We start from the raw sequence: 18,718 nt of genomic DNA, 5'->3' as shown, positions 1-18,718 counted from the left end.
AGGTGTTCACCCGTACGAGCGGAACGGCTTGGGGACACGGCCCGACCTGCGACCGGACATCCGCGCTCCGCTCGCTCACGCCTCGTCGAGGCCCCGCTCTATCGCATAGCGCACCAGCTCCACGCGGTTGTGCAACTGGAGCTTGCCGAGGGTGTTCTGGACGTGGTTCTGCACCGTGCGGTGCGAGATCACCAGCCGCTCGGCGATCTGCTTGTAGGACAGGCCCTTGGCCACCAGGCGCAGCACCTCGGTCTCGCGCTCCGTCAACTGCGGTGCGCCCGGCTCGTCCGGCGTCGCCGGGGCGGGCTCCGTCGCCAGCCTGCGGTACTCGCCGAGCACCAGGCCCGCCAGGCCCGGGGTGAACACCGCGTCGCCGGCGGCCGTGCGCCGCACCGCGTCCAGCAGCTCCTCCGTGCTCGCCGACTTCAGCAGATACCCGGTCGCGCCGGACTTGACCGCCTCCAGCACATCGGCGTGCTCACCGCTGGCGGACAGCACCAGGACCCGCAGCGCCGGATTGGCGCCGACCAGCTCCTTGCACACCCGCACGCCGGGCAGCCCCGGCAGATTGAGGTCCAGGACCAGCACCTCGGGCGAGGCGGCCTGCGCCCGGCGCACCGCCTGGAGGCCGTCGCCGGCCGTCGCCACCACGTCGAAGCCGGCCTCCGACAGATCCCGCGCGACCGCATCGCGCCACATCGGGTGGTCGTCGACCACCATGACCCTCAGGGCCGTCTGCTCGCTCACGCCGTCGCCTTCCCCCGTTTTCCGCCCTCGGGCGCCGCGCCCTTGGGGACCGTCAACTCCACTTCCGCACCCTGGCCGGGGACCGAGACCCACTCCGCGCTGCCGCCCAGGTCCCGCAGCCGGCCGCGGATCGACAGGGCCACGCCCAGCCGGCCCTCGCGCTCGGCGTCGGCGAGCCGGCCCTCGGGGATGCCGGGGCCGTCGTCGCGGACCGTCACGATCACCGCGTGCGGTTCGTCCTCCACCAGGATCCATGCGTGGGCGGCGGCCCCCGCATGCACCCGTACATTGTCCAACGCGGCACTGACAGCGGCCGCGAGCTCCGCCGCCGCGGCGGCCGGCAGGACGACCGGGGCGCCCGGTTCGGAGAACGTGACGTCGGCGCCGGCGTACGGCGCCAGCAGCGCCCGGACGTCGCAGGGCTCGCCCGCGGCCGCCGACGGCGCGCCCCCGGACGCCGCCGCCCGGCCCGCCGCGCCCTCGTCGTACGGCACGGACCGCGCCTCGCCGTCCCCGTCGGCCTCGTGGGGCACCGGCCGCGCGGTGCCCGGCCGCGCCGGCGGCACCAGCCCGCCGGCGACCAGGGTCCGCAGCGCGACCTCCTGCTCGCCCGCCATCCGGCCCAGCTCGGCCGCCTCCCCGCCGATCGCGGCACCGCGCCGCTGCACCATCGCCAGCACCTGCAGCACGCTGTCGTGGATGTCGCGGGCCAGCCGCTCCCGTTCCCGGGTCGCCGCCTCGATCTGCAGCGCGCGGGCCAGCGTGCGCTCACTGGCGCGCGCCACCTCGACGACATAGCCGATGGCGACGCTGGCCACCCACACCAGCACCACGTTGTGGATGGTGTCGCGGGCCAGCTCCTGACGCACGGCCAGATTGGCGAGGGCCACCGCGCTGGAGGCCACCGCCGCCCAGCGCCAGCCGCCCTTGATCGCGAAGCCCAGGACCGCGCCCGCCGCCCAGATCGACGGCAGCGTCGGCGCACCGTCCATGATCCGGGCCCGGCTGTCGACCAGCAGGGTGAGCAGGATCCCGCCGACCGCGAAACCGAGGTCGGCGATCAGGAAGTGCCGGGTGCAGCGCTCGGGGGAGGTGGTGCGCCGCCAGGTCAGCGCCATCCAGACGGTGAGCGCGCCCATATAGGCGACGGCGACCAGCGGATGCTCGTACTTGCGGTACGAGAGCGCGACCAGACACAGGGTGTAGACAAGGGTGAGGACGCGGTAGCCGGTGAGCGCGCGCCACAGCGGGAGCTCGACGGACATCCGCACCACCTTGGGGTGCTTGCCGTGGCGCCTGGCGGTCATCCCGCCGTCCACCGTCCGTATGCCCGCATCCGTCACTGCCGGCCCCCCACCCCTCGCCGGACGCACCCGCGCCCGGCCTCGGCACTGCCCGTTACTTCGGCCTATTCGGCGGCGGCCTTCTTGGCCTGCTCCGCCTCGGCCTTCTTCTTCGCCTCCGCGGCCTTGGCCGCCTCCGCGATCTGCCGCTTGGCGGCGGTCGCGTAGATGTCGACGTACTCCTGGCCCGAGAGCTTCATGATCTCGTACATGACCTCGTCGGTGACCGACCGCAGGATGAAGCGGTCGCCCTCCATGCCCTGATAGCGGGTGAAGTCCAGCGGCTTGCCGATACGGATGCCCGGCCGGATCATCTTCGGCACGACCTTGCCCGGAGGCTGCACCTTCTCGGTGTCGATCATCGCCACGGGGATGACCGGCGCGCCGGTGGCCAGCGCCACACGGGCCAGGCCGCCGGGCTTGCCGCGGTAGAGCCGGCCGTCCGGGGAGCGGGTGCCCTCCGGGTAGATGCCGAACAGCTCACCGCGCTCCAGCACCTCGATGCCGCTCTTGATGGCCGCCTCGCCCGCGCCCCGGCCTCCCGAGCGGTCGACCGGCAGCTGGCCCACGCCCTTGAAGAACGCCGCGGTCAGCTTGCCCTTCACACCCGGGGAGGTGAAGTACTCGGACTTCGCGATGAAGGTGACCTTGCGGTCGAGCACCGCGGGCAGGAAGAAGGAGTCCGAGAAGGACAGGTGGTTGCTCGCGAGGATCGCCGGACCCTCGGCGGGAATGTTCTCGATGCCTTCCACCCAGGGCCTGAAGGCAAGCTTCAGCGACCCGCCGATGGAAAACTTCATTGCGCCGTAGATCAACCGACTGCCTCCTGTGTGTGACGCAAAGACCTTAACCTGCCCCGGTGACACGCTGGCCCCGACGGGGCTGCGAAGGTGCGCGACGGCAGGTGCACGCCCGCGTACGGGGCCCTCACCCGGCCGTGAGCGCCGTCGGACCTACCCGCTCGCGGTCACTTTGCGTACCCTGAGGTAACTCGCCAGGCCCTCTCATCGATCGGAGTCCCCCGGTGCCGTTCCTTCCCGGAGCCGAGCCGTTCCGCCGTGACGGCGGAGAGGTCGGCGTCCTTGTGTGCCACGGTTTCACCGGCTCCCCCCAGTCTGTCCGCCCCTGGGCCGAATATCTGGCCGACCAGGGGCTGACCGTCGCCCTGCCGCTGCTGCCCGGTCACGGCACCCGGTGGCAGGACCTGCAGATCACGACCTGGCAGGACTGGTACGCCGAGGTCGACCGCGAGCTGCGCGCGCTGAGCGAGCGCTGCGCCAAGGTCTTCGTCTGCGGCCTGTCGATGGGCGGCGCGCTGGCGCTGCGGCTGGCCGCCAAGCACGGCCCGGCGATCAGCGGGGTCGCCGTGGTCAACCCCGGCAACAAGGTGCACGACGCGGCCGCGCCGCTGCTGCCGGTGCTGCGCCATCTCGTACCGACGACCAAGGGCATCGCGAGCGACATCGCCAAGCCCGGCGTCGAGGAGGTCGGCTACGACCGCGTGCCGCTGCACGCGGCGCACTCGCTGCGCCTGTTCTTCCAGCAGGTGGACTCCGAACTCCCCAGTGTCACCCAGCCGTTGCTGGTGATGACCAGCCCGCAGGACCATGTCGTCCGCCCGATGGACTCCGAGCGGATCCTCGCCCGGGTCTCGTCCAGGGACGTCCGCCAGACCCTGCTGGAGCGCAGCTACCACGTCGCCACGCTCGACCACGACGCGGAGCAGATCTTCGAGGAGACCTTCGCCTTCATCTCCCGGCTCGCCCCCGAGGTGCGGGCGGACGCGACGGACGCGGCGGACGCCGCCCAGGAGGGGACGGCGGCCCGTGGCGGAGCGTAGCCCCCGCGACCCCCGGGATCCGCTGGACGAAGAGGCCGCCTGGGCCGAGATCGTGGCGGGCTACGGCGAGGAGCCGTCGTTCCCGGCCGCAGACGACAAGACCACCAAGACCGACGGCAACGACGGCAACGACGGCAACGACGACAGCGTCGGCAGCGGTCAGCCCCCGACGCACAGCCCCACCGGAGACGCCGAGGACAAGGGCGCCGGCCCGAGTCCCGGCAGCTTCGTCGTCTACGCCCCGGGCGTCGGCCCGCGCGACTGGTCCGCCGCCGCACCGTCCGACGACGACTTCGACGAGACCGACGAGGGCCACTTCACCCCGCCCGAGCCGCCTCCGCTGCCGCAGGCCGACACCACCACCAAGTTCGCCTGGCTCGCCGTGCTCGGCGGGCCGCTGCTCCTGGTCGCCATGGTCATCTTCCAGCAGCCCGTGACCTGGTGGATCACGGTCCTGGGCATCGGCGGCTTCCTGGGCGGCTTCGCCACGCTCGTCGCGCGGATGAAGAACGACGACGAGGACGACGACCATCTGCCGGGCGGCGGCGCGGTGGTGTGAACCGGATGGCGTGAACCGGATGGCGTGAACCGGGCGGTACGCACCGCGTGGTGTGCACCGGGCCCCTGGGGAAGGGCGAAGGACCCCTGGGGGAAGGGCGAACAGATCCCGTAGGGGACGCGCGGCCCCCCTGCGGGGCCACAACGGGGTGCGGCGGGGAGGTATTCCCGCGCAGGCGCGAGGTGTTCCCACCTGGAGTCGGGAGGCGTCCTCCCAGGGAGCCCCCTAGCCGCGAGGCATCCGCTGGTCCCCGGTCCCCCGATCATCCGGTCCCCCGGGTCCCTACGCCTCCGCCTTTGCCGGTACCCGCAAGGCCGCGAGTACGGGCAGATGGTCGGACGCGGCCAGCAGGTCCGCGTCCCGGAGACCGGGCAGGTCGCGGGGTACTCCGCAGCCGAGCACCTCGACACCGTCGGTCGTGAACACGGCGTCGATGCGCTGCCGCGGCTCCCGGGGTGTGGAGGTGAACTCCCCGCCCCACGGCTTGGCCGCCCAGCCGTCGGTGAGCGTGCCCGCCACCCGCCGGAAGCTCCGGCCCTCCGGCCGTTCGTTGAGATCGCCCCCGGCGACCGCGTACGGCGCTCCGAGCCCCGCCACCCGCTCCAGCAGCAGCCCGGCCTGCTCGTACCGCTCGCGGTCGGCGAGGCTGAGATGGCAGCTGAGGACGCCGAGCCGGGCGGGCCCGATGCGGACCACGGCGGTGGCGAAGCCGCGCTGGTGCAGCCCGGGGGTGCGGGGCAGCAGGACGTCCTCCGTGCGCTCCACATGGGCGCGGAGGGTGGACAGGATCATCGGGCCCGCGGCCGTGCCGCCGCCGGTGACGTGGACCAGCCCCGCCGAGCGGGCCAGCCGCTCGGCGGCCTTGCGCCAGCGGAAGAACCGCGGCGCCTCCTGGATCAGCACGAGATCGGGGGCGCAGGCCCGGATGACCCTGGCCAGCGCCGCCCGGTCGTCGCGCATCGAGCGGATGTTGTAGCTGAGCACGCGGACCAGCGCGGCGCCCTTCTCGGTGCCGGACGCGGGGAGTCCGAAGTGCTCAGCCACCATCCGCGTCAGCCCTGGCGCGCCAGGTCGGCCGCGCCGACCAGTCCGGCCTTGCCGCCGAGCTGCGCGGCGAGCACCTGGGCGTGCGGCCGGTACTGGTTGCCGACCAGCCAACGGCGGAAGGACTTGCGGATCGGGTCGAGGACCAGCTCGCCCTCGTCCGAGACGCCGCCGCCGACGATGAAGGCCGACGGGTCGAAGAGCGAGGCGAGGTCGGCCAGGCCCGCGCCGGCCCAGCGGGCCAGTTCGCGGAAGGAGTCGATGGCGACCTTGTCGCCCTGGCGGGCGGCGGTGCTGATGTGCTTGCCCTGGATGCCCTCGGGGGTGCCGTCGCCGAGCGAGAGCAGCACCGTGGCGTTCTCGGGGGTGGCGAAGGCGCGCTGGCGGGCGTAGCGCAACAGGGCGCGGCCGGAGGCGTACTGCTCCCAGCAGCCCTGGCTGCCGCAGCCGCACAGCAGGCCGTCCGGCACGACCCGGATGTGGCCGAACTCGGCGGCGACGCCGAAGCGGCCGCGGCGCAGCTTGTTGCCGATGATGATGCCGCCGCCCAGGCCCGTGCCGAGCGTGATGCAGATGACGTCGCTGTGGCCCTGGCCCGCGCCGAACTTGTACTCGCCCCAGGCCGCGGCGTTGGCGTCGTTCTCGACGACGACGGGCAGGCCGACGCGCTGTTCGACCTTGTCCTTGAGCGGCTCGTGGCGCCAGTCGATGTTCGGTGCGAACAGGACCGTGGCCCGCTTCTCGTCGACGTAGCCGGCCGCGCCGATGCCGACGGCCTCGATGTGGTGGCCGGCACCGACCGTACGGACCGCCTCCGCGATCGCCTCGGTCAGCGCGTCGGTGGCCTGCGGGGTCGGCACCGTGCACGTCTCAAGGATCGAGCCCTCTTCGTCGACCACGCCGGCCGCGATCTTCGTGCCGCCGATGTCGACGCCGATGGTGAGTCCCATGTGTCCCTCAGTTTTTCGCTCGAACCCCGCCAGGACCCACCGTACCGGAGCCGGGATCAGTCGAGATCGATTCGCTCGGTGCCGGTGGGGCCGTCGTCGTCGCGCGGATCGTCGCCGCGGCGGCTCTCGGGCCGGTCGTCCGCGTCGTCGCGGGTCCAGCGGCGCTCGCTGCCCTCGACGGCGGAGCGGTAGGCAGCGAGCAGTTCGGAGCCGGCCGCGGCGAGGTGGTCGAAGATGTCGGGGTTGCGCTCGATGACCGGCTCGACGGCGGCCTTGGCCTGCTTGAAGAGCTGGCTGACGGCGCTCTGTGCGGCGATCCCGCCGAGCGCGCCGGGCAGCTGGATACCGGCGAGCTTGTCGGTCACCGCGTCGGCGAGCTTGCGCAGTTCCTCTGCGGCGCTGCCCGGCTGCGGACCGTAGGTGGCCCGGCGGCGGGCCTGCTCCGCCGCGAGGTCCTCGGCGCAGGCGGTCTCCCAGGCGTCGGCGTCGGGCTCGGCCTTGCGGTCGGCGGGGCGCTCGGTGGCATCGCTCATGATGAACTCCGTGGGCTGCTGCGGCGAAGCGGTACGGCGAAGGGGTGCGGGCGGGCCCGTCGAGGCGGGCACGCCGAAGCGGCGGCTCACCCTCGACGTTACCCGAACGGCGGTATCGCGGTGGGGCATGTCGCACGGGTGGGACCGGATGGTTCGCCGGGCCGCACCCCGCGCGTCAGTCGTTCTTGGGCCACAGGTCCGGGTCCGGGCTGAAGCGGATCTCCAGGACGCCGTCGCGCAGTCCGGCGCCCGAGACCGTGCAGCGGCGCAGCGCGGAGGGGAGCGTGCGGATCCGGCGGAAGCGGCCGACCGTCACCACGATCTCGTCGCCGCGGCGGACCAGGCCCAGTCCCCTGCGCTCGGCGCCGGGCAGCGGGACCCGCCAGACCAGGATGCCGTCGGTGGCCAGGCGGTCGTCGACGGCCCACGGGTCGGTGCGCTGCTCCGGCACGGGGTGCGTCGCGCCCAGCTCGCCGGTCGGCCCGTCGATCAGCTCGTAGAGCTCCTCGACGCCCTGGGGGTCGCGGCCCAGGTGCGGCACCTCGTGGACGGGCACGTCCGGGAACTCCTCGCGCAGCGCCTTCAGGGCGGTCTGCTGGCTGCCGGAGAGCGCGGCGAGGAAGGGGTCGGCGGAGCCGGTGGGCAGCAGCCGGTTGACGACCACGCCGTCGGTGCGCCGGCCGTGCAGCGCGAGTCCGGCGCGGATGGTGCGCAGGTTGGCCGCGGCGACCGGGCCGGCCTCGGTGACCAGGCGTACGGACGTGCCGGGGTCGTCGATCGCCCGCTGGACGGCGGCGAGTTCGCTCTCCCAGCGCTCGGCGGCCTCGTACAGCTTCTGGGCCGGCATCGGGACGCCGGCGAGCTGGGCGAGCACCGGGCGCAGCGCGCGGGCCGCCTGGCGCTCGGGGGGCAGCAGCCGGCGCAGATAGCGGCGTACCTGGTTCGGCAGGGCCAGCAGCCGGATCGTTTCGGCGGCCGAGGGCATGTCGACGACGACGGTGTCCCAGTCGTCCGAGGCGTGTTCGGTGCGCAGCGCGTGCAGCAGCGCGAAGTCCTCGGAGCCGGGGAGTTCGGTGAGTTCGTCCTCGTCGAGGGGGGCGGCGCCCAGGAGGTCGAGGGCGACGCCGGCGCGCTCCTGGAAGGCGAGGAACTCCTGGCGGAAGCGGTCCGCGGGGTCGATCCGGCGGGCGTGCAGGCCGGGCGCTATCAGGGTGGGGGCGTCGGCTCCGAGGGGCGTGCCCAGCACCGTTTCCGGCGCGCTGCTCTCCGTGGTGAGCAGCAGTGTCCGCGCGCCCCGCCGGGCGCCGGCCAGGGCGGTCGCGGCGGCGAGCGTGGTGCGGCCGGCGCCGCCGGGGCCGGTGACGAGGACGATGCGCACGCTCAGAGCTTCTTGGCCTCGTCGGCGGGCTCGGCCGGGTCGGCGTCGGGGCCGCTCTCGACGCGCTTCTTCAGCCCGGCCAGTGCGCGGTCGATGATGACCTTCTCGGCCTTGCGCTTGATCATGCCGAGCATCGGGATCTTGACGTCGACGGTGAGCTGGTAGGTCACCTCGGTGCTCGCGCCGTTGTTGAGCGAGGCGAGCCGGTAGGACCCGTCGAGGGCGCGCAGCATCTGGGACTTGACCAGCGACCAGCTGACCTCGTTGGTGCCGGTCCAGGTGTAGGCCAGGGTGTGGTCGTCCTTGATCGCTCCGGCGTCCAGCAGGAGGCGCACCCGCGCCGCCCGGCCCTGGTCGTCCTTGGCGAGCACCTCTGCCTCTTTGACCTCGCCGGTCCACTCCGGATAGCGGTCAAAGTCGGCGATCACTCCCATCACTTCGGCGGGTGCCGCCTCGATCGTGATGCTAGAGCTGGTGTGTTCGGCCATCGCCGTGACTCCTCCATGCCGATTCGTGTCGGTCCGCCGACGTTTCCCCAGGCTCTCAGGTCCGTTCGAGCAGGGGAGGCCCCATTTCGCGGTGTCCGCAATATGGTGTCTCTGCTGCTGAAGGCTACCGCGCGGGCGATGGGCGGTGGACGCGGCCGGGCTCACCACTCCAGGACGTAGGGCGTTCCGGTCGCGTTGAAGTGGCCGACATTGATGCATTCGGTGCCCCCGATACGGGCCCGGCGGGCGAGCGGCTGGTGTACGTGGCCGAAGAGGGAGTACCGCGGCCGGGTGGTGCGGATGGCGTGCAGCAGGGCCGCGCTGCCGCGCTCGAAGCGGCGGGCGACGGTGTCGTAGCACAGCTCGGGGACGTCCGGCGGGATGTGGGTGCACAGTACGTCCACCTCGCCGACCGCCTCGATCTTGGCGGCGTACTCCTCGTCGCTGATCTCGTAGGGCGTCCGCATGGGGGTGGTCAGCCCGCCGCCGACGAAGCCGAAGACCCGGCCGCCGATCTCCACCCGCTGCCCGTCCAGGACGGTGGTGCCGGGTCCGGCGTATTCGGGCCACAGGCGCGGCATGTCGACGTTGCCGTAGGTGGCGTACGTGGGGGTCGGGAAGGCCGCGAAGAGTTCGGCGTACTGCCGGCGGACCGCGCTCTCGATGACGGCCTCACGGCCGGCGCCCGCCCGATCCAGCTCGCCCCACAGCCGGCGGCCGAGGGCGCGGGCCTCGTCGAAGCGGCGGGCGGTGCGCAGTTCGACGAGCGCGTCGGCGTTGGCGACGCCGAAGAGGTCGGGGAAGATGCCGCGCGAATGGTCGGCGTAGTCGAGGAAGAGGACCAGGTCACCGAGGCAGACCAGGGCGTCGGCGCCGGTTCCGGCCGCCGCCAGGTCCCGGCTGTTGCCATGTACGTCGCTGACCACATGCACGCGCATGGCGTCACCCTAGATTGCGGGTGCGGGCTCCGGGAGGGCCCCCCTGGGGGTGTGCCCGATTCGTGGTTACTTTCGGGTCACCGACCGGCTGGTCTAGTCTGCGCGGGACAGTCCCCATGGCGTTTCCGCAAGCGTGTGACGCATGAAACATCTGGCCGTTCCCCCCTATCCCAATAGCAATACCCATGGGTAACGTCCGGGCAGTCCAATCCCCCTTGCTTGATCATGGACCGCCGCCGGTGTGCACACAGCGTCGTGGCGCCGGCGCTTTTGAGGAGCAACAGTCTTGCGCGAGTTCAGCCTTCCGGCCCTGTACGAGGTCCCCACGGACGGCAATCTGACGGATCTCATCCGCCGAAATGCCGCGCAGCACCCGGATGTTGCCGTCATGGGACGCAAGGTGAACGGGCAGTGGCAGGACGTCACCGCCACCACCTTCCTCGCCGAGGTCCGCGCCGCCGCCAAGGGCCTGATCGCCTCCGGCGTCCAGCCCGGCGACCGGGTCGGCCTGATGTCGCGCACCCGCTACGAGTGGACGCTGCTGGACTTCGCCATCTGGAGCGCCGGCGCGATCACCGTCCCCGTGTACGAGACCAGCTCCGCCGAGCAGATCCAGTGGATCCTCGGCGACTCCGGCGCGGTGGCCTGCCTGGTGGAGACGCCCGCCCACGAGGCGACCGTCGAGTCGGTCCGCGACCGGCTGCCGGAGCTGGCGAACATCTGGCAGATCGAACGGGACGCGATCGCCCGGCTCCAGGCGGCCGGCTCCGGCCTGTCCGACGACGAGGTGGACGCGCGCAGCGCGCTCGCCGACGCGGACTCGCCCGCCACCATCGTCTACACCTCCGGCACCACCGGCCGCCCCAAGGGCTGTGTGCTCAGCCACCGCAGCTTCTTCGCCGAGTGCGGCAACGTCGTCGAGCGGCTGCGGCCGCTGTTCCGTACGGGCGACTCCTCGGTCCTGCTCTTCCTGCCCATCGCCCATGTCTTCGGGCGCCTGGTGCAGGTCGCCTCCGTGATGGCCCCCATCAAGCTGGGCCACGCCCCCGACATCAAGAACCTCACCGACGACCTGTCCTCCTTCCGGCCGACGCTGATCCTGGGCGTCCCGCGGGTCTTCGAGAAGGTCTACAACTCGGCGCGGGCCAAGGCCCAGGCCGACGGCAAGGGCAAGATCTTCGACAAGGCGGCGGAGACGGCGATCGCCTACAGCCGCGCCCTGGACGCCCCCGACGGCCCGTCGCTGGGCCTGAAGCTGAAGTACAAGGTCTTCGACCGGCTGGTCTTCGGCAAGCTGCGGGCCGTCCTCGGCGGCCGCGCCACGCACGCCATCTCCGGCGGCGCGCCGCTCGGCGAGCGCCTCGGCCACTTCTACCGCGGCATCGGCTTCACCGCCCTGGAGGGCTACGGCCTGACGGAGTCCTGTGCGGCCACCGCCTTCAACCCCTGGGACCGCCAGAAGATCGGCACCGTCGGCCAGCCCCTGCCGGGCTCGGTCGTGCGCATCGCCGACGACGGCGAGGTCCTGCTGCACGGCGAGCACCTCTTCACCGAGTACTGGAACAACCCCTCGGCCACCGAAGAGGCGCTCTCCGACGGCTGGTTCCACACCGGCGACATCGGCACCCTCGACGAGGACGGGTACCTCGCCATCACCGGCCGCAAGAAGGAGATACTGGTCACCGCGGGCGGCAAGAACGTCGCGCCGGCCGTGATCGAGGACCGTATCCGGGCGCACGCCCTGATCGCGGAGTGCATGGTCGTCGGCGACGGCCGGCCCTTCATCGGCGCGCTGGTCACCCTCGACGAGGAGTTCCTCCCCCGCTGGGCCGAGGAGCACGGCCACCCCGCCGACATCACGCCGTCGCAGATCGCCGAGGACCCGGAGCTGCTGGCCGCCGTCCAGCGCGCCGTCGACGACGGCAACGCGGCCGTCTCCAAGGCCGAGTCGGTGCGCAAGTTCCGCATCCTGCCGACCCAGTTCACCGAGGAGTCCGGCCATGTCACCCCGTCGCTGAAGCTGAAGCGGAACGTGGTCGCGAAGGACTTCGCGGAGGAGATCGAGGCGATTTACCGCGGGTAGCTGCGCTTGGGGCTGCTTCCCACGTTTTCGGCTTTCCCGCCGTGGGGGTTGCGGTGGTTCGCCTGCGGCGGGCGGGGCCGCTGCGCGGGGCTGTTCGGGTGCCGGTGACGGTCCTCCGGGGCTGGGTGTCCGGACTGCTGCGCTTTACGTCCGGACACCCAGCCCCTCCGGCCCGCCCCCTCCCGTTGAGGGTGGGAGAAGACGGTGGGGGTGGACGTCAGCCGTCGTGCGCGCGCGGTCGACGGATTGGGCTCGCCCCCACCGGACCGCCTTCCCCCCACCCACGGGAGGGGACAGACCGTAGGACGGAGTCCGTAGGGCTGTCACCGCACCCGACAAACAACCGCCCGCCGCTGGGGGTACCTCCCACGCCCTTTAGGCAGTGGGGGAGCAACGGCGAGACGAGGCACGGCGGGACAGCCGACAACGTACGCCTACAGCAACGCCTTCAGCTGCTCCGCCAACAGGTCCCAGCGCCACCTCTCGGCCACCCAGGCGCGGCCCCGCTCGCCCATCGTGCGGCGGAGTTCGGGGTCCTTCAGGAGGGTGATGATGCGGTCGGCGGCGGGGGTGGGGGCGCCGCCGGGGACGACCCAGCCGGTCTCGCCGTCGAGGACCGCGTCCGGTGCGCCTCCGGAGTCCCCCGCGACCACCGGGAGCCCCGTGGCGGACGCCTCCAGGTAGACGATGCCCAGGCCCTCGACGTCGAGGCCGCCGCGGCGGGTGCGGCACGGCATCGCGAAGACGTCGCCGGCGCCGAAGTGGGCCGGCAGCTCCTCCCAGGGGACGGCGCCGGTGAAGCGCACCGCGTCCGCCACGCCCTTCTCCTGGGCCAGGGCGCGCAGTTCCTTCTCGTACGGGCCGCCGCCGACGATCAGCAGCACCGCGTCGGGCACCGCGGCGACGATGGCGGGCATCGCCTCGATGAGGGTGTCCTGGCCCTTGCGCGGGACGAGGCGCGAGACGCACACCACGACCGGGCGGCCGGTGAGGCCGAGCCGGGCCCGTACCTCGTCGCCGCCGGAGCCGGGGTGGAAGGTCTTCTCGTCGACGCCGGGCGGGAGTTGGACCATGCGCGCGGCGGCCTGCGGGGTGAGCGCTGCGGCGATCCGCGAGCGGGTGTACTCGCCGAGGTAGGTGAGGGTGTCGGTGCCCTCGCCGATCCGGCGCAGCAGTTGGCGGGCGGCGGGCAGCTGCGCCCAGCCCGCCTCGTGGCCGTGGGTGGTCGCCACGATGCGGCGGGCGCCGGCCGAGCGGAGCGCGGGGGCCATCAGCCCGAGCGGCGCCGCGGCACCGAACCATACGGAGGAGCAGCCGTGTTCACGCAGCAGCGCGGTGGCCCGCCGGGTCACCCGGGGCGTCGGCAGCAGCATCGTCGTACGGTCCCTGACCACCGGGAACGGCTGCTCGGCGTCGAAGGCGGCGGTGGCCGCGAGACCCTCCCTGCTGCGCTTCCAGGTGGAGGCGTAGACGACGACCTGGGAGGGGTCCAGGCGCAGCGCCATGCTGTGCAGGAATGCCTGGATGCCGCCGGGCCGGGGCGGGAAGTCGTTCGTGACGATCAGGGTCTTGTGCACGATGGTCTCTCGACGGTCGGTCCGAGCGGTCGCTCTCGGCGGTTCGGGCCCGACAGTACCGGGCGCCGTCCCGCCGGGGGCGCCTCGCCCCGCCACGCCGGTGCGGGCCGCGCCACCGCGTCCGGTCGCGCCGGGCATGATGCGGGGAGCAGTGGGAAGGGGCGGCGAAGAGGTGGCGATGACCGGAGGCGGAGTGCGTGGCGGGTGGCTTCCGGTCGTGAGCTGGGCCGTGACCCGGGCCGTGGTGCTGCTGTGTGTGCTGAGGGTGGTGGTGCTGCCGGGGCCGGATGTCACCACGGATGTGTCGGTGATCTACCAGGGCTGGTTCGACGTCCTGAAGACCGGTACGTACCCGCTGGACGATGTGACCTGGCAGTACCCCCCAGCGGCCGCCCTCGCCGTCCTCGCGCCCGGTCTGCTGCCGTTCCTCGACTACGCCCCGGCGTTCTTCGCCCTGGTGCTCGTCGCCGACGCGGTGGGGCTCGTGCTGTTCCTGCGTGCGGGCCGGCGGGCCGGCAACCGGTCGGCCGGTGCCTGGGTGTGGATCGCGGGGGTGGCGCTGCTGGGTCCGACCGCGTACGCCCGCTACGACCTGATGGTCACGGTGGTGGCCGTCGCAGCGCTGTTCGCGGCGGTGCGCCGGCCGCGGGTGGCGGGCGCGCTGGTCGCGTTCGGCACCCTGCTGAAGGCCTGGCCGGCGCTGCTGCTGGCCGGGGTGGCGGTGCGCGGCCGGCGGGCGGGCGCCCTGTGGCGGAGCGCGGGCGCCACCGCGGCCGGGCTGACCGTGTGCTGTGTGGTCGCCGCCCCGGGCGCGCTGGCCTTCCTCACCTTCCAGCGCGACCGCGGCACGGAGATCGAGTCGCTGGGCGGGCTGGTCTTCCATGTCGCGCGCCATTACGGGTGGGACGGCCAGGTGCTGCTCAACTACGGCTCGGTGGAGTTCCTGGGACCCGGCGTGGAGCTGGTCAGCTCCCTGGCGCTGGCGCTGAGCGGGGCCGCCCTGGGCTGGCTGGTGCTGTGGCGGCTGCGGGCCGGGGCGTTCACGGCCGCGACGCTGTGCGATGCGGCGTTCACCGCCACCCTGCTCTTCACGACCACGAGCCGGGTGATCAGCCCGCAGTACATGCTCTGGCTGGTGGGGCTGGGGGCGGTGTGCACGACCGTACGGGCGAGCCGTCAGGCGCTGCCCGCGGTGCTGGTCGTGCTCGCCACCGGGGTCACCCTGCTGGAGTTCCCCATCGGGTTCGCGCACGTCGTGGCGAGCGATCCGCGGGGCGTCGCCCTGCTGGCCCTGCGCAACGGGCTGCTGGTCGCCGCGTCGCTGCTGGCCTGCCGCCGGCTGTGGGCCTCGACCCGCCGCCCCGTGGGCGGTACGGAGGAGCTCAGCGCAGCTCCTTGCGCACATACGCCCGCCACTGTGCGGTGAACTCCGCGAGGCCGACCCCCAGCTGGGCCCGCATGGCGCGGTCCGTGCGGTCGGCCCGGGTCAGCGGGCGGTAGCCGGAGCCGGCGGCCGGCGACGCCGGCCGGACGCCGGACGGTGCCGCCGTGGCCGCCTCCATCGGCGCGCCCGCGCCTCCGGTCGCCGCCGTACGCAGCCCGCTGCGGCCCGCCGCCCGGTAGAAGGCGATCAGCTTCGCCTCGCCCCACCGCTCGGCGATCATGCGGCAGGCCAGCCAGCTGCCCTCGTACGCCTTGGCCAGCCGGTCGGCGCCGGCGCTGAAGCCGAAGTCCGCGTCGGTGGGCAGCTTGGCGGGGAGCTTGCCGCTGTGGACCGCGCGGGTGAGCTCGGGGGCGGTGGTGGCGGCCTTGCGGTGGGTGCCCCGGTAGGCGACCCAGTCGGCGAAGCCCTCGGAGAGCCACAGGGGGGTGGCCGCGGTGGTGACCGTGCGGGTGGCGACATGGGTGGTCTCGTGGGTGAGGACCACCTTGCGGCCCAGGTCGTTGAGCTCCTCGTAGGCGTTGGGGTTGATGATCACGCGGTCCGCCGGGGCGGCCGTGGAGACGCCCGCCTCACCGGTGGTGACCGCCGCGATCCCCCGGTAGCCGGAGGGGTCGTCGCTGCCCATCAGCTGCGCCATCTGCTCGACCGAGTCCGGCGCCTCGACCACGACCTTCCGCGCCCACTTGCCCTTCCAGGCCGCGGAGACCGCGGGCACCGCCTGGTCGGCGCGGCGCGCCAGGTCCTTGAGCCGGTCCAGGTGCGCGGCGCCGCCGAGGACCAGGCTGTGCCGGCCGTGGACCACCCGGACCGGGCCCTGGTCCCACAGCTGGCGGGTGCCGCTCTTGCCGGCCGCCGCGCCGTCGGTGTCCGAGGAGATCAGCCAGCGGCCGTCGCGCTCGGTCAGGGTGAGGTACTGCACGGCGTTGACCGGTGCGGTGTCGTAGCCCTTGAGGCGGTAGCGCAGCCGCACCTTCGCGGCGAGCCGTTCGCCGCCGCCGGGGCCGGTGAGGGGGAAGGCGTCGGTGGAGTCGAGGTCGTAGTGCCAGTCGGTCACCGGTATGCCCGACAGATGGGCGAACACGGCGCGCTGGCGGGCGCGGTAGCCGGCGGCGCGGGGGTCGACGGCGGCCAGGAAGCCCGCCTCGTCCCGCCGCTGGACGGCCCGCGCCCGGTCGTCGAGCATCCGCTGGACGTCCGGGAAGCGGGCCGAGGAGGAGGTCCGGGGCGCGCAGCCGGCCAGGGGGGCGAGCAGCGCGAGGCCGGTCACGACGGCACAGGCCGCCGCCCCGGCCCGTGTCGGCCGTCTCGCCCACTGGTGTGACATGCGGCCGATCGTAATTCCGGCCCGGCCGGGGCAAAAACGCTGGGCGCCGCCTCAGGGCCTGGTGACGGACGAGATCGGCATCATCCCGACCGGGTCGTAGCGCACCCGCGCGCCGGGATGGGGCGCGTGCACGACCTGGCCGTTTCCGACGTACATGCCGACATGACTGGCATCCGAGCGGTAGATGACCAGGTCACCGGGCTGCACCTGGCCGAGCGGAATCTGCCGGCCGGCGCCGCGCTGGCCCTGTGAGGTGCGGGGCAGCCAGACGCCGGCCCAGCTGTAGGCCCATTGGGTGAGTCCGGAGCAGTCGAAGGCCCCGGGGCCGTTGCTTCCCCAGGCGTACGGGGAGCCCACGGCGGCGCGCACCGCGTCGACGGCTGCGGCGGCCCGCCCGGAGGTCGGTAGGGCGCCGCCGAGGTCGGGGACCATCTCGCCGCGCCCGTCGCTCCGCGAGATCCGGTCGTAGGCCGCTCTGGTCTCCATGGGGAGGGTGTTCAGCAGCCGCTGGGCGAGGGCCAGCTTGTGCTGGACGTGCTTCTTGTGGCGGGCGACCTGCCGGCGGCTGGACTCCAGCTCGGCCAGCTTCCGGACGGTCTGTCGGCGCTGGGTTTCCAGGGTCTGCTGCGCCGCCCGCAGTTCGCGCAGGTGGGTGGCCTGGGCGACGCCGAGGCGGTGGAGTGCGGATGCCTTCTCCAGGTAGCTGTCGGGCCGTTCGGAGAGCATCAGCTTCAGGGCGGGGTCGAGACCGCCGGCCCGGTACTGGGCGGCGGCCAGCGCCCCGATCCGGCCGCGCATCCGGTTGACCAGCTCCTGGGCGCGGGCGGTGCGGTCCTGGAGGGTGGCGGCCTCGTCGCGCAGCTTCCTGGTGCGGGCGTCGGCGCCGTTGAACTGCTCGGTGGCCCGCTCCGCCTGCTCGTAGAGCGTCCGGACCCGGGCCAGCGCCGCGTCGCGGCCGGCGGGGTCCGCGGGGGAGGCGGACGCCGGCGGTGCCGACAGTCCGGCGGCCGCGGTCGCCAGCGCGGCGGACAGCACGGTGACCCCGGCGAGGGCGCGCTGGCCGTGCTGTGCGGGACGGCGGTGGGACGCCACGAGAGCCACACTCCTTCCGATGGGTCCCGCCGTCCCGTGGGAGTGCTCCCCTGCTTGAGCGGAGCCGAGAGCCTGGGGAGCGGCCGAGAGTGCGGGGCGATCCCCGTCGCCCAAGAGGGCGCGCGGTGACCGGATGCTGCAAGGGCAGGACAGTAACCGCATCGGTGCACACCGGCCAAAAGCCCCATTCAGTGCGCAAAAAGCCGCCCCGCCGGTGACTGTGCAGGTCACCGGCGGGGCGGGAGGCGCGCGACGAACGCCGCAATTCGCCCGTTCGGGCGGCAGGTTGAGGGTGTGGTCGGGCTTGTCAGACCCGCACGCCGAACATGAACGGCATGTTGTTGATCGACTCGTAGCGCACGGAGGCACCCGGCTTCGGGGCGTGCAGCACCGTGCCATTGCCCGCGTAGAGGCCGATGTGGTGCAGGTCGCCGTAGAAGAGCACCAGATCGCCGGGCTTGAGGGCGTCCTGCGAGCCGATCCGGGTGCCGGCGTTGGCCTGCGCCTGCGAGGTGCGCGGCAGCGACTGGCCGGCCTGCTGGTACGCCCAGGAGGTCAGGCCCGAGCAGTCGAAGGACGACGGGCCCGTGGCGCCCCAGACGTAGGGCGAACCTATCTTGGACTGCGCGGCGGCCAGGGCGGCCGCACCGCGCTGCGAGGCGGGCACGTCGTCGCCGAGGTCGGCGCGCTCGTTGCTGCGGTCGGCGCGGGCCTGCTCGGCCTCCATGGCCGCCCGCTCCTTGGCCGTCAGGGTGTTGAGCAGCTGCTGCGCCTTGGCGAGCTTGCCCTTGATCTCGTCCTTCTTCTCGCCGAGCGCCTTACGGGTCTCGGAGAGGTCCTGGATCTTGCTCGCGGCCTCCGCGCGCTCCTGGGCGAGCCGGCGCTGCTTGTCCGCGATGGCCTTGAGCTGCTCGGCCTGCTTGCCGCTCAACTGGTCGAGGGTGGCGGCCTTTTCGAGGTAGGTGTCCGGGTCGCCGGAGAGGAACAGCTGGACCGAGGGGTCGATGGAGCCGCTGCGGTACTGGCCGGAGGCGACCGCGCCGAGGCCCTTGCGGAGCTGGTTGAGGTCACCCTGCCCGCGCGCGACCTTGTCCTGGAGGTCGTCGACCTCCTTCTGGAGCTTGTCCTGCTGCTCCTTGACCCCGTTGTACTTCTCGGTGGCCTGCTCGGCCTCCTCGTACAGCTTGTCGACCTTGGACTTGACGTCCTTCTTCGACGGCGTGGGGGCGGCCTGGGCGGCCTGGGACGAAAGGGCCACGGCCGCCGCGGCGGTGGCGGTGAGCACGGTCACGCGGGTACGGCTCGGCTGCTTGGGTCGACGGTGGGACGCCACGGGGGCGAGCTCCTTCTTCCTCCAGCCGCCTACCGGGAAGTGGGG

General features: G+C 73.1%; 17 protein-coding genes. 4 read left to right on the top strand and 13 right to left on the bottom strand.

Features of this window, described 5'->3' with window-relative positions:
- Positions 1-75 precede the first annotated feature (75 nt).
- From ACZ4NB_RS37110 to ACZ4NB_RS37100, 3 genes are all read right to left on the bottom strand, one after another.
- Complete coding sequence (locus ACZ4NB_RS37110) at positions 76-747, bottom strand: response regulator (protein ID WP_399147529.1); 672 nt, start codon at positions 745-747, stop codon at positions 76-78.
- Complete coding sequence (gene macS, locus ACZ4NB_RS37105) at positions 744-2,054, bottom strand: MacS family sensor histidine kinase (RefSeq protein ID WP_467667456.1); 1,311 nt, start codon at positions 2,052-2,054, stop codon at positions 744-746. Before macS ends, ACZ4NB_RS37110 begins: the two co-directional genes overlap by 4 nt.
- Positions 2,055-2,155: 101 nt before the next feature.
- Positions 2,156-2,890 (bottom strand): lysophospholipid acyltransferase family protein, encoded by a 735-nt coding sequence (locus tag ACZ4NB_RS37100; protein ID WP_393494267.1) that lies wholly within the window; start codon positions 2,888-2,890, stop codon positions 2,156-2,158.
- A 224-nt stretch (positions 2,891-3,114) separates the two neighbouring features.
- Between ACZ4NB_RS37100 and ACZ4NB_RS37095 the strand changes: the two genes are divergently transcribed.
- Complete coding sequence (locus ACZ4NB_RS37095; RefSeq protein WP_467667455.1) at positions 3,115-3,930, top strand: alpha/beta hydrolase; 816 nt, start codon at positions 3,115-3,117, stop codon at positions 3,928-3,930.
- Positions 3,917-4,489: a hypothetical protein gene (locus tag ACZ4NB_RS37090; RefSeq protein WP_467667454.1), complete on the top strand. Its 573-nt coding sequence runs from the start codon at positions 3,917-3,919 to the stop codon at positions 4,487-4,489. Before ACZ4NB_RS37095 ends, ACZ4NB_RS37090 begins: the two co-directional genes overlap by 14 nt.
- A 282-nt stretch (positions 4,490-4,771) precedes the next feature.
- On the opposite strand, the gene ACZ4NB_RS37085 is transcribed toward ACZ4NB_RS37090, so the two are convergent.
- The 6 genes from ACZ4NB_RS37085 to ACZ4NB_RS37060 form a co-directional block, all read right to left on the bottom strand.
- Positions 4,772-5,536 (bottom strand): endonuclease/exonuclease/phosphatase family protein, encoded by a 765-nt coding sequence (locus tag ACZ4NB_RS37085; protein ID WP_467667453.1) that lies wholly within the window; start codon positions 5,534-5,536, stop codon positions 4,772-4,774.
- Positions 5,537-5,541: 5 nt separating this feature from the next.
- Entirely contained in the window at positions 5,542-6,483 is a 942-nt protein-coding gene (locus ACZ4NB_RS37080) for an ROK family glucokinase (RefSeq protein ID WP_393494278.1), read from the bottom strand.
- Between the two features lie 56 nt (positions 6,484-6,539).
- Positions 6,540-7,016: a DUF5304 domain-containing protein gene (locus ACZ4NB_RS37075; RefSeq protein ID WP_467667452.1), complete on the bottom strand. Its 477-nt coding sequence runs from the start codon at positions 7,014-7,016 to the stop codon at positions 6,540-6,542.
- Between the two features lie 175 nt (positions 7,017-7,191).
- The gene (locus ACZ4NB_RS37070) at positions 7,192-8,394 is read right to left on the bottom strand and encodes an ArsA family ATPase (protein WP_467667451.1); all 1,203 of its coding nucleotides are present in this window, start codon (positions 8,392-8,394) and stop codon (positions 7,192-7,194) included.
- Between the two features lie 2 nt (positions 8,395-8,396).
- Positions 8,397-8,882, bottom strand: coding sequence for an SRPBCC family protein (locus tag ACZ4NB_RS37065; RefSeq protein ID WP_467667450.1), 486 nt, complete (start codon positions 8,880-8,882; stop codon positions 8,397-8,399).
- A 161-nt stretch (positions 8,883-9,043) separates the two neighbouring features.
- Positions 9,044-9,820, bottom strand: coding sequence for a metallophosphoesterase family protein (locus ACZ4NB_RS37060; RefSeq protein WP_467667449.1), 777 nt, complete (start codon positions 9,818-9,820; stop codon positions 9,044-9,046).
- Between the two features lie 286 nt (positions 9,821-10,106).
- Between ACZ4NB_RS37060 and ACZ4NB_RS37055 the strand changes: the two genes are divergently transcribed.
- On the top strand, positions 10,107-11,903 hold the full coding sequence (locus ACZ4NB_RS37055; RefSeq protein WP_467667448.1) for an AMP-dependent synthetase/ligase: 1,797 nt from the start codon (positions 10,107-10,109) through the stop codon (positions 11,901-11,903).
- A 434-nt stretch (positions 11,904-12,337) separates the two neighbouring features.
- Here the strand turns inward: ACZ4NB_RS37055 and ACZ4NB_RS37050 are convergent, their stop codons facing one another.
- Complete coding sequence (locus tag ACZ4NB_RS37050) at positions 12,338-13,480, bottom strand: glycosyltransferase family 4 protein (RefSeq protein ID WP_467667447.1); 1,143 nt, start codon at positions 13,478-13,480, stop codon at positions 12,338-12,340.
- Between the two features lie 178 nt (positions 13,481-13,658).
- Between ACZ4NB_RS37050 and ACZ4NB_RS37045 the strand changes: the two genes are divergently transcribed.
- Positions 13,659-14,906: a glycosyltransferase 87 family protein gene (locus tag ACZ4NB_RS37045; protein WP_467667464.1), complete on the top strand. Its 1,248-nt coding sequence runs from the start codon at positions 13,659-13,661 to the stop codon at positions 14,904-14,906.
- On the opposite strand, the gene ACZ4NB_RS37040 is transcribed toward ACZ4NB_RS37045, so the two are convergent.
- From ACZ4NB_RS37040 to ACZ4NB_RS37030, 3 genes are all read right to left on the bottom strand, one after another.
- Positions 14,863-16,248: a hypothetical protein gene (locus ACZ4NB_RS37040; protein ID WP_467667446.1), complete on the bottom strand. Its 1,386-nt coding sequence runs from the start codon at positions 16,246-16,248 to the stop codon at positions 14,863-14,865. The genes ACZ4NB_RS37045 and ACZ4NB_RS37040 overlap by 44 nt on opposite strands.
- Before the next feature lie 51 nt (positions 16,249-16,299).
- Complete coding sequence (locus ACZ4NB_RS37035) at positions 16,300-17,340, bottom strand: C40 family peptidase (protein WP_467667445.1); 1,041 nt, start codon at positions 17,338-17,340, stop codon at positions 16,300-16,302.
- A 307-nt stretch (positions 17,341-17,647) separates the two neighbouring features.
- Positions 17,648-18,673, bottom strand: a complete 1,026-nt coding sequence (locus tag ACZ4NB_RS37030; protein ID WP_467667444.1) for a C40 family peptidase — start codon at positions 18,671-18,673, stop codon at positions 17,648-17,650.
- Positions 18,674-18,718: the final 45 nt, after the last annotated feature.

The sequence above is a fragment of the Streptomyces sp. NPDC026575 genome (assembly GCF_055567415.1).
The sequence above is the reverse complement of the archived record's forward strand: the minus strand, read 5'-3'. Positions and strand labels throughout refer to the sequence as shown.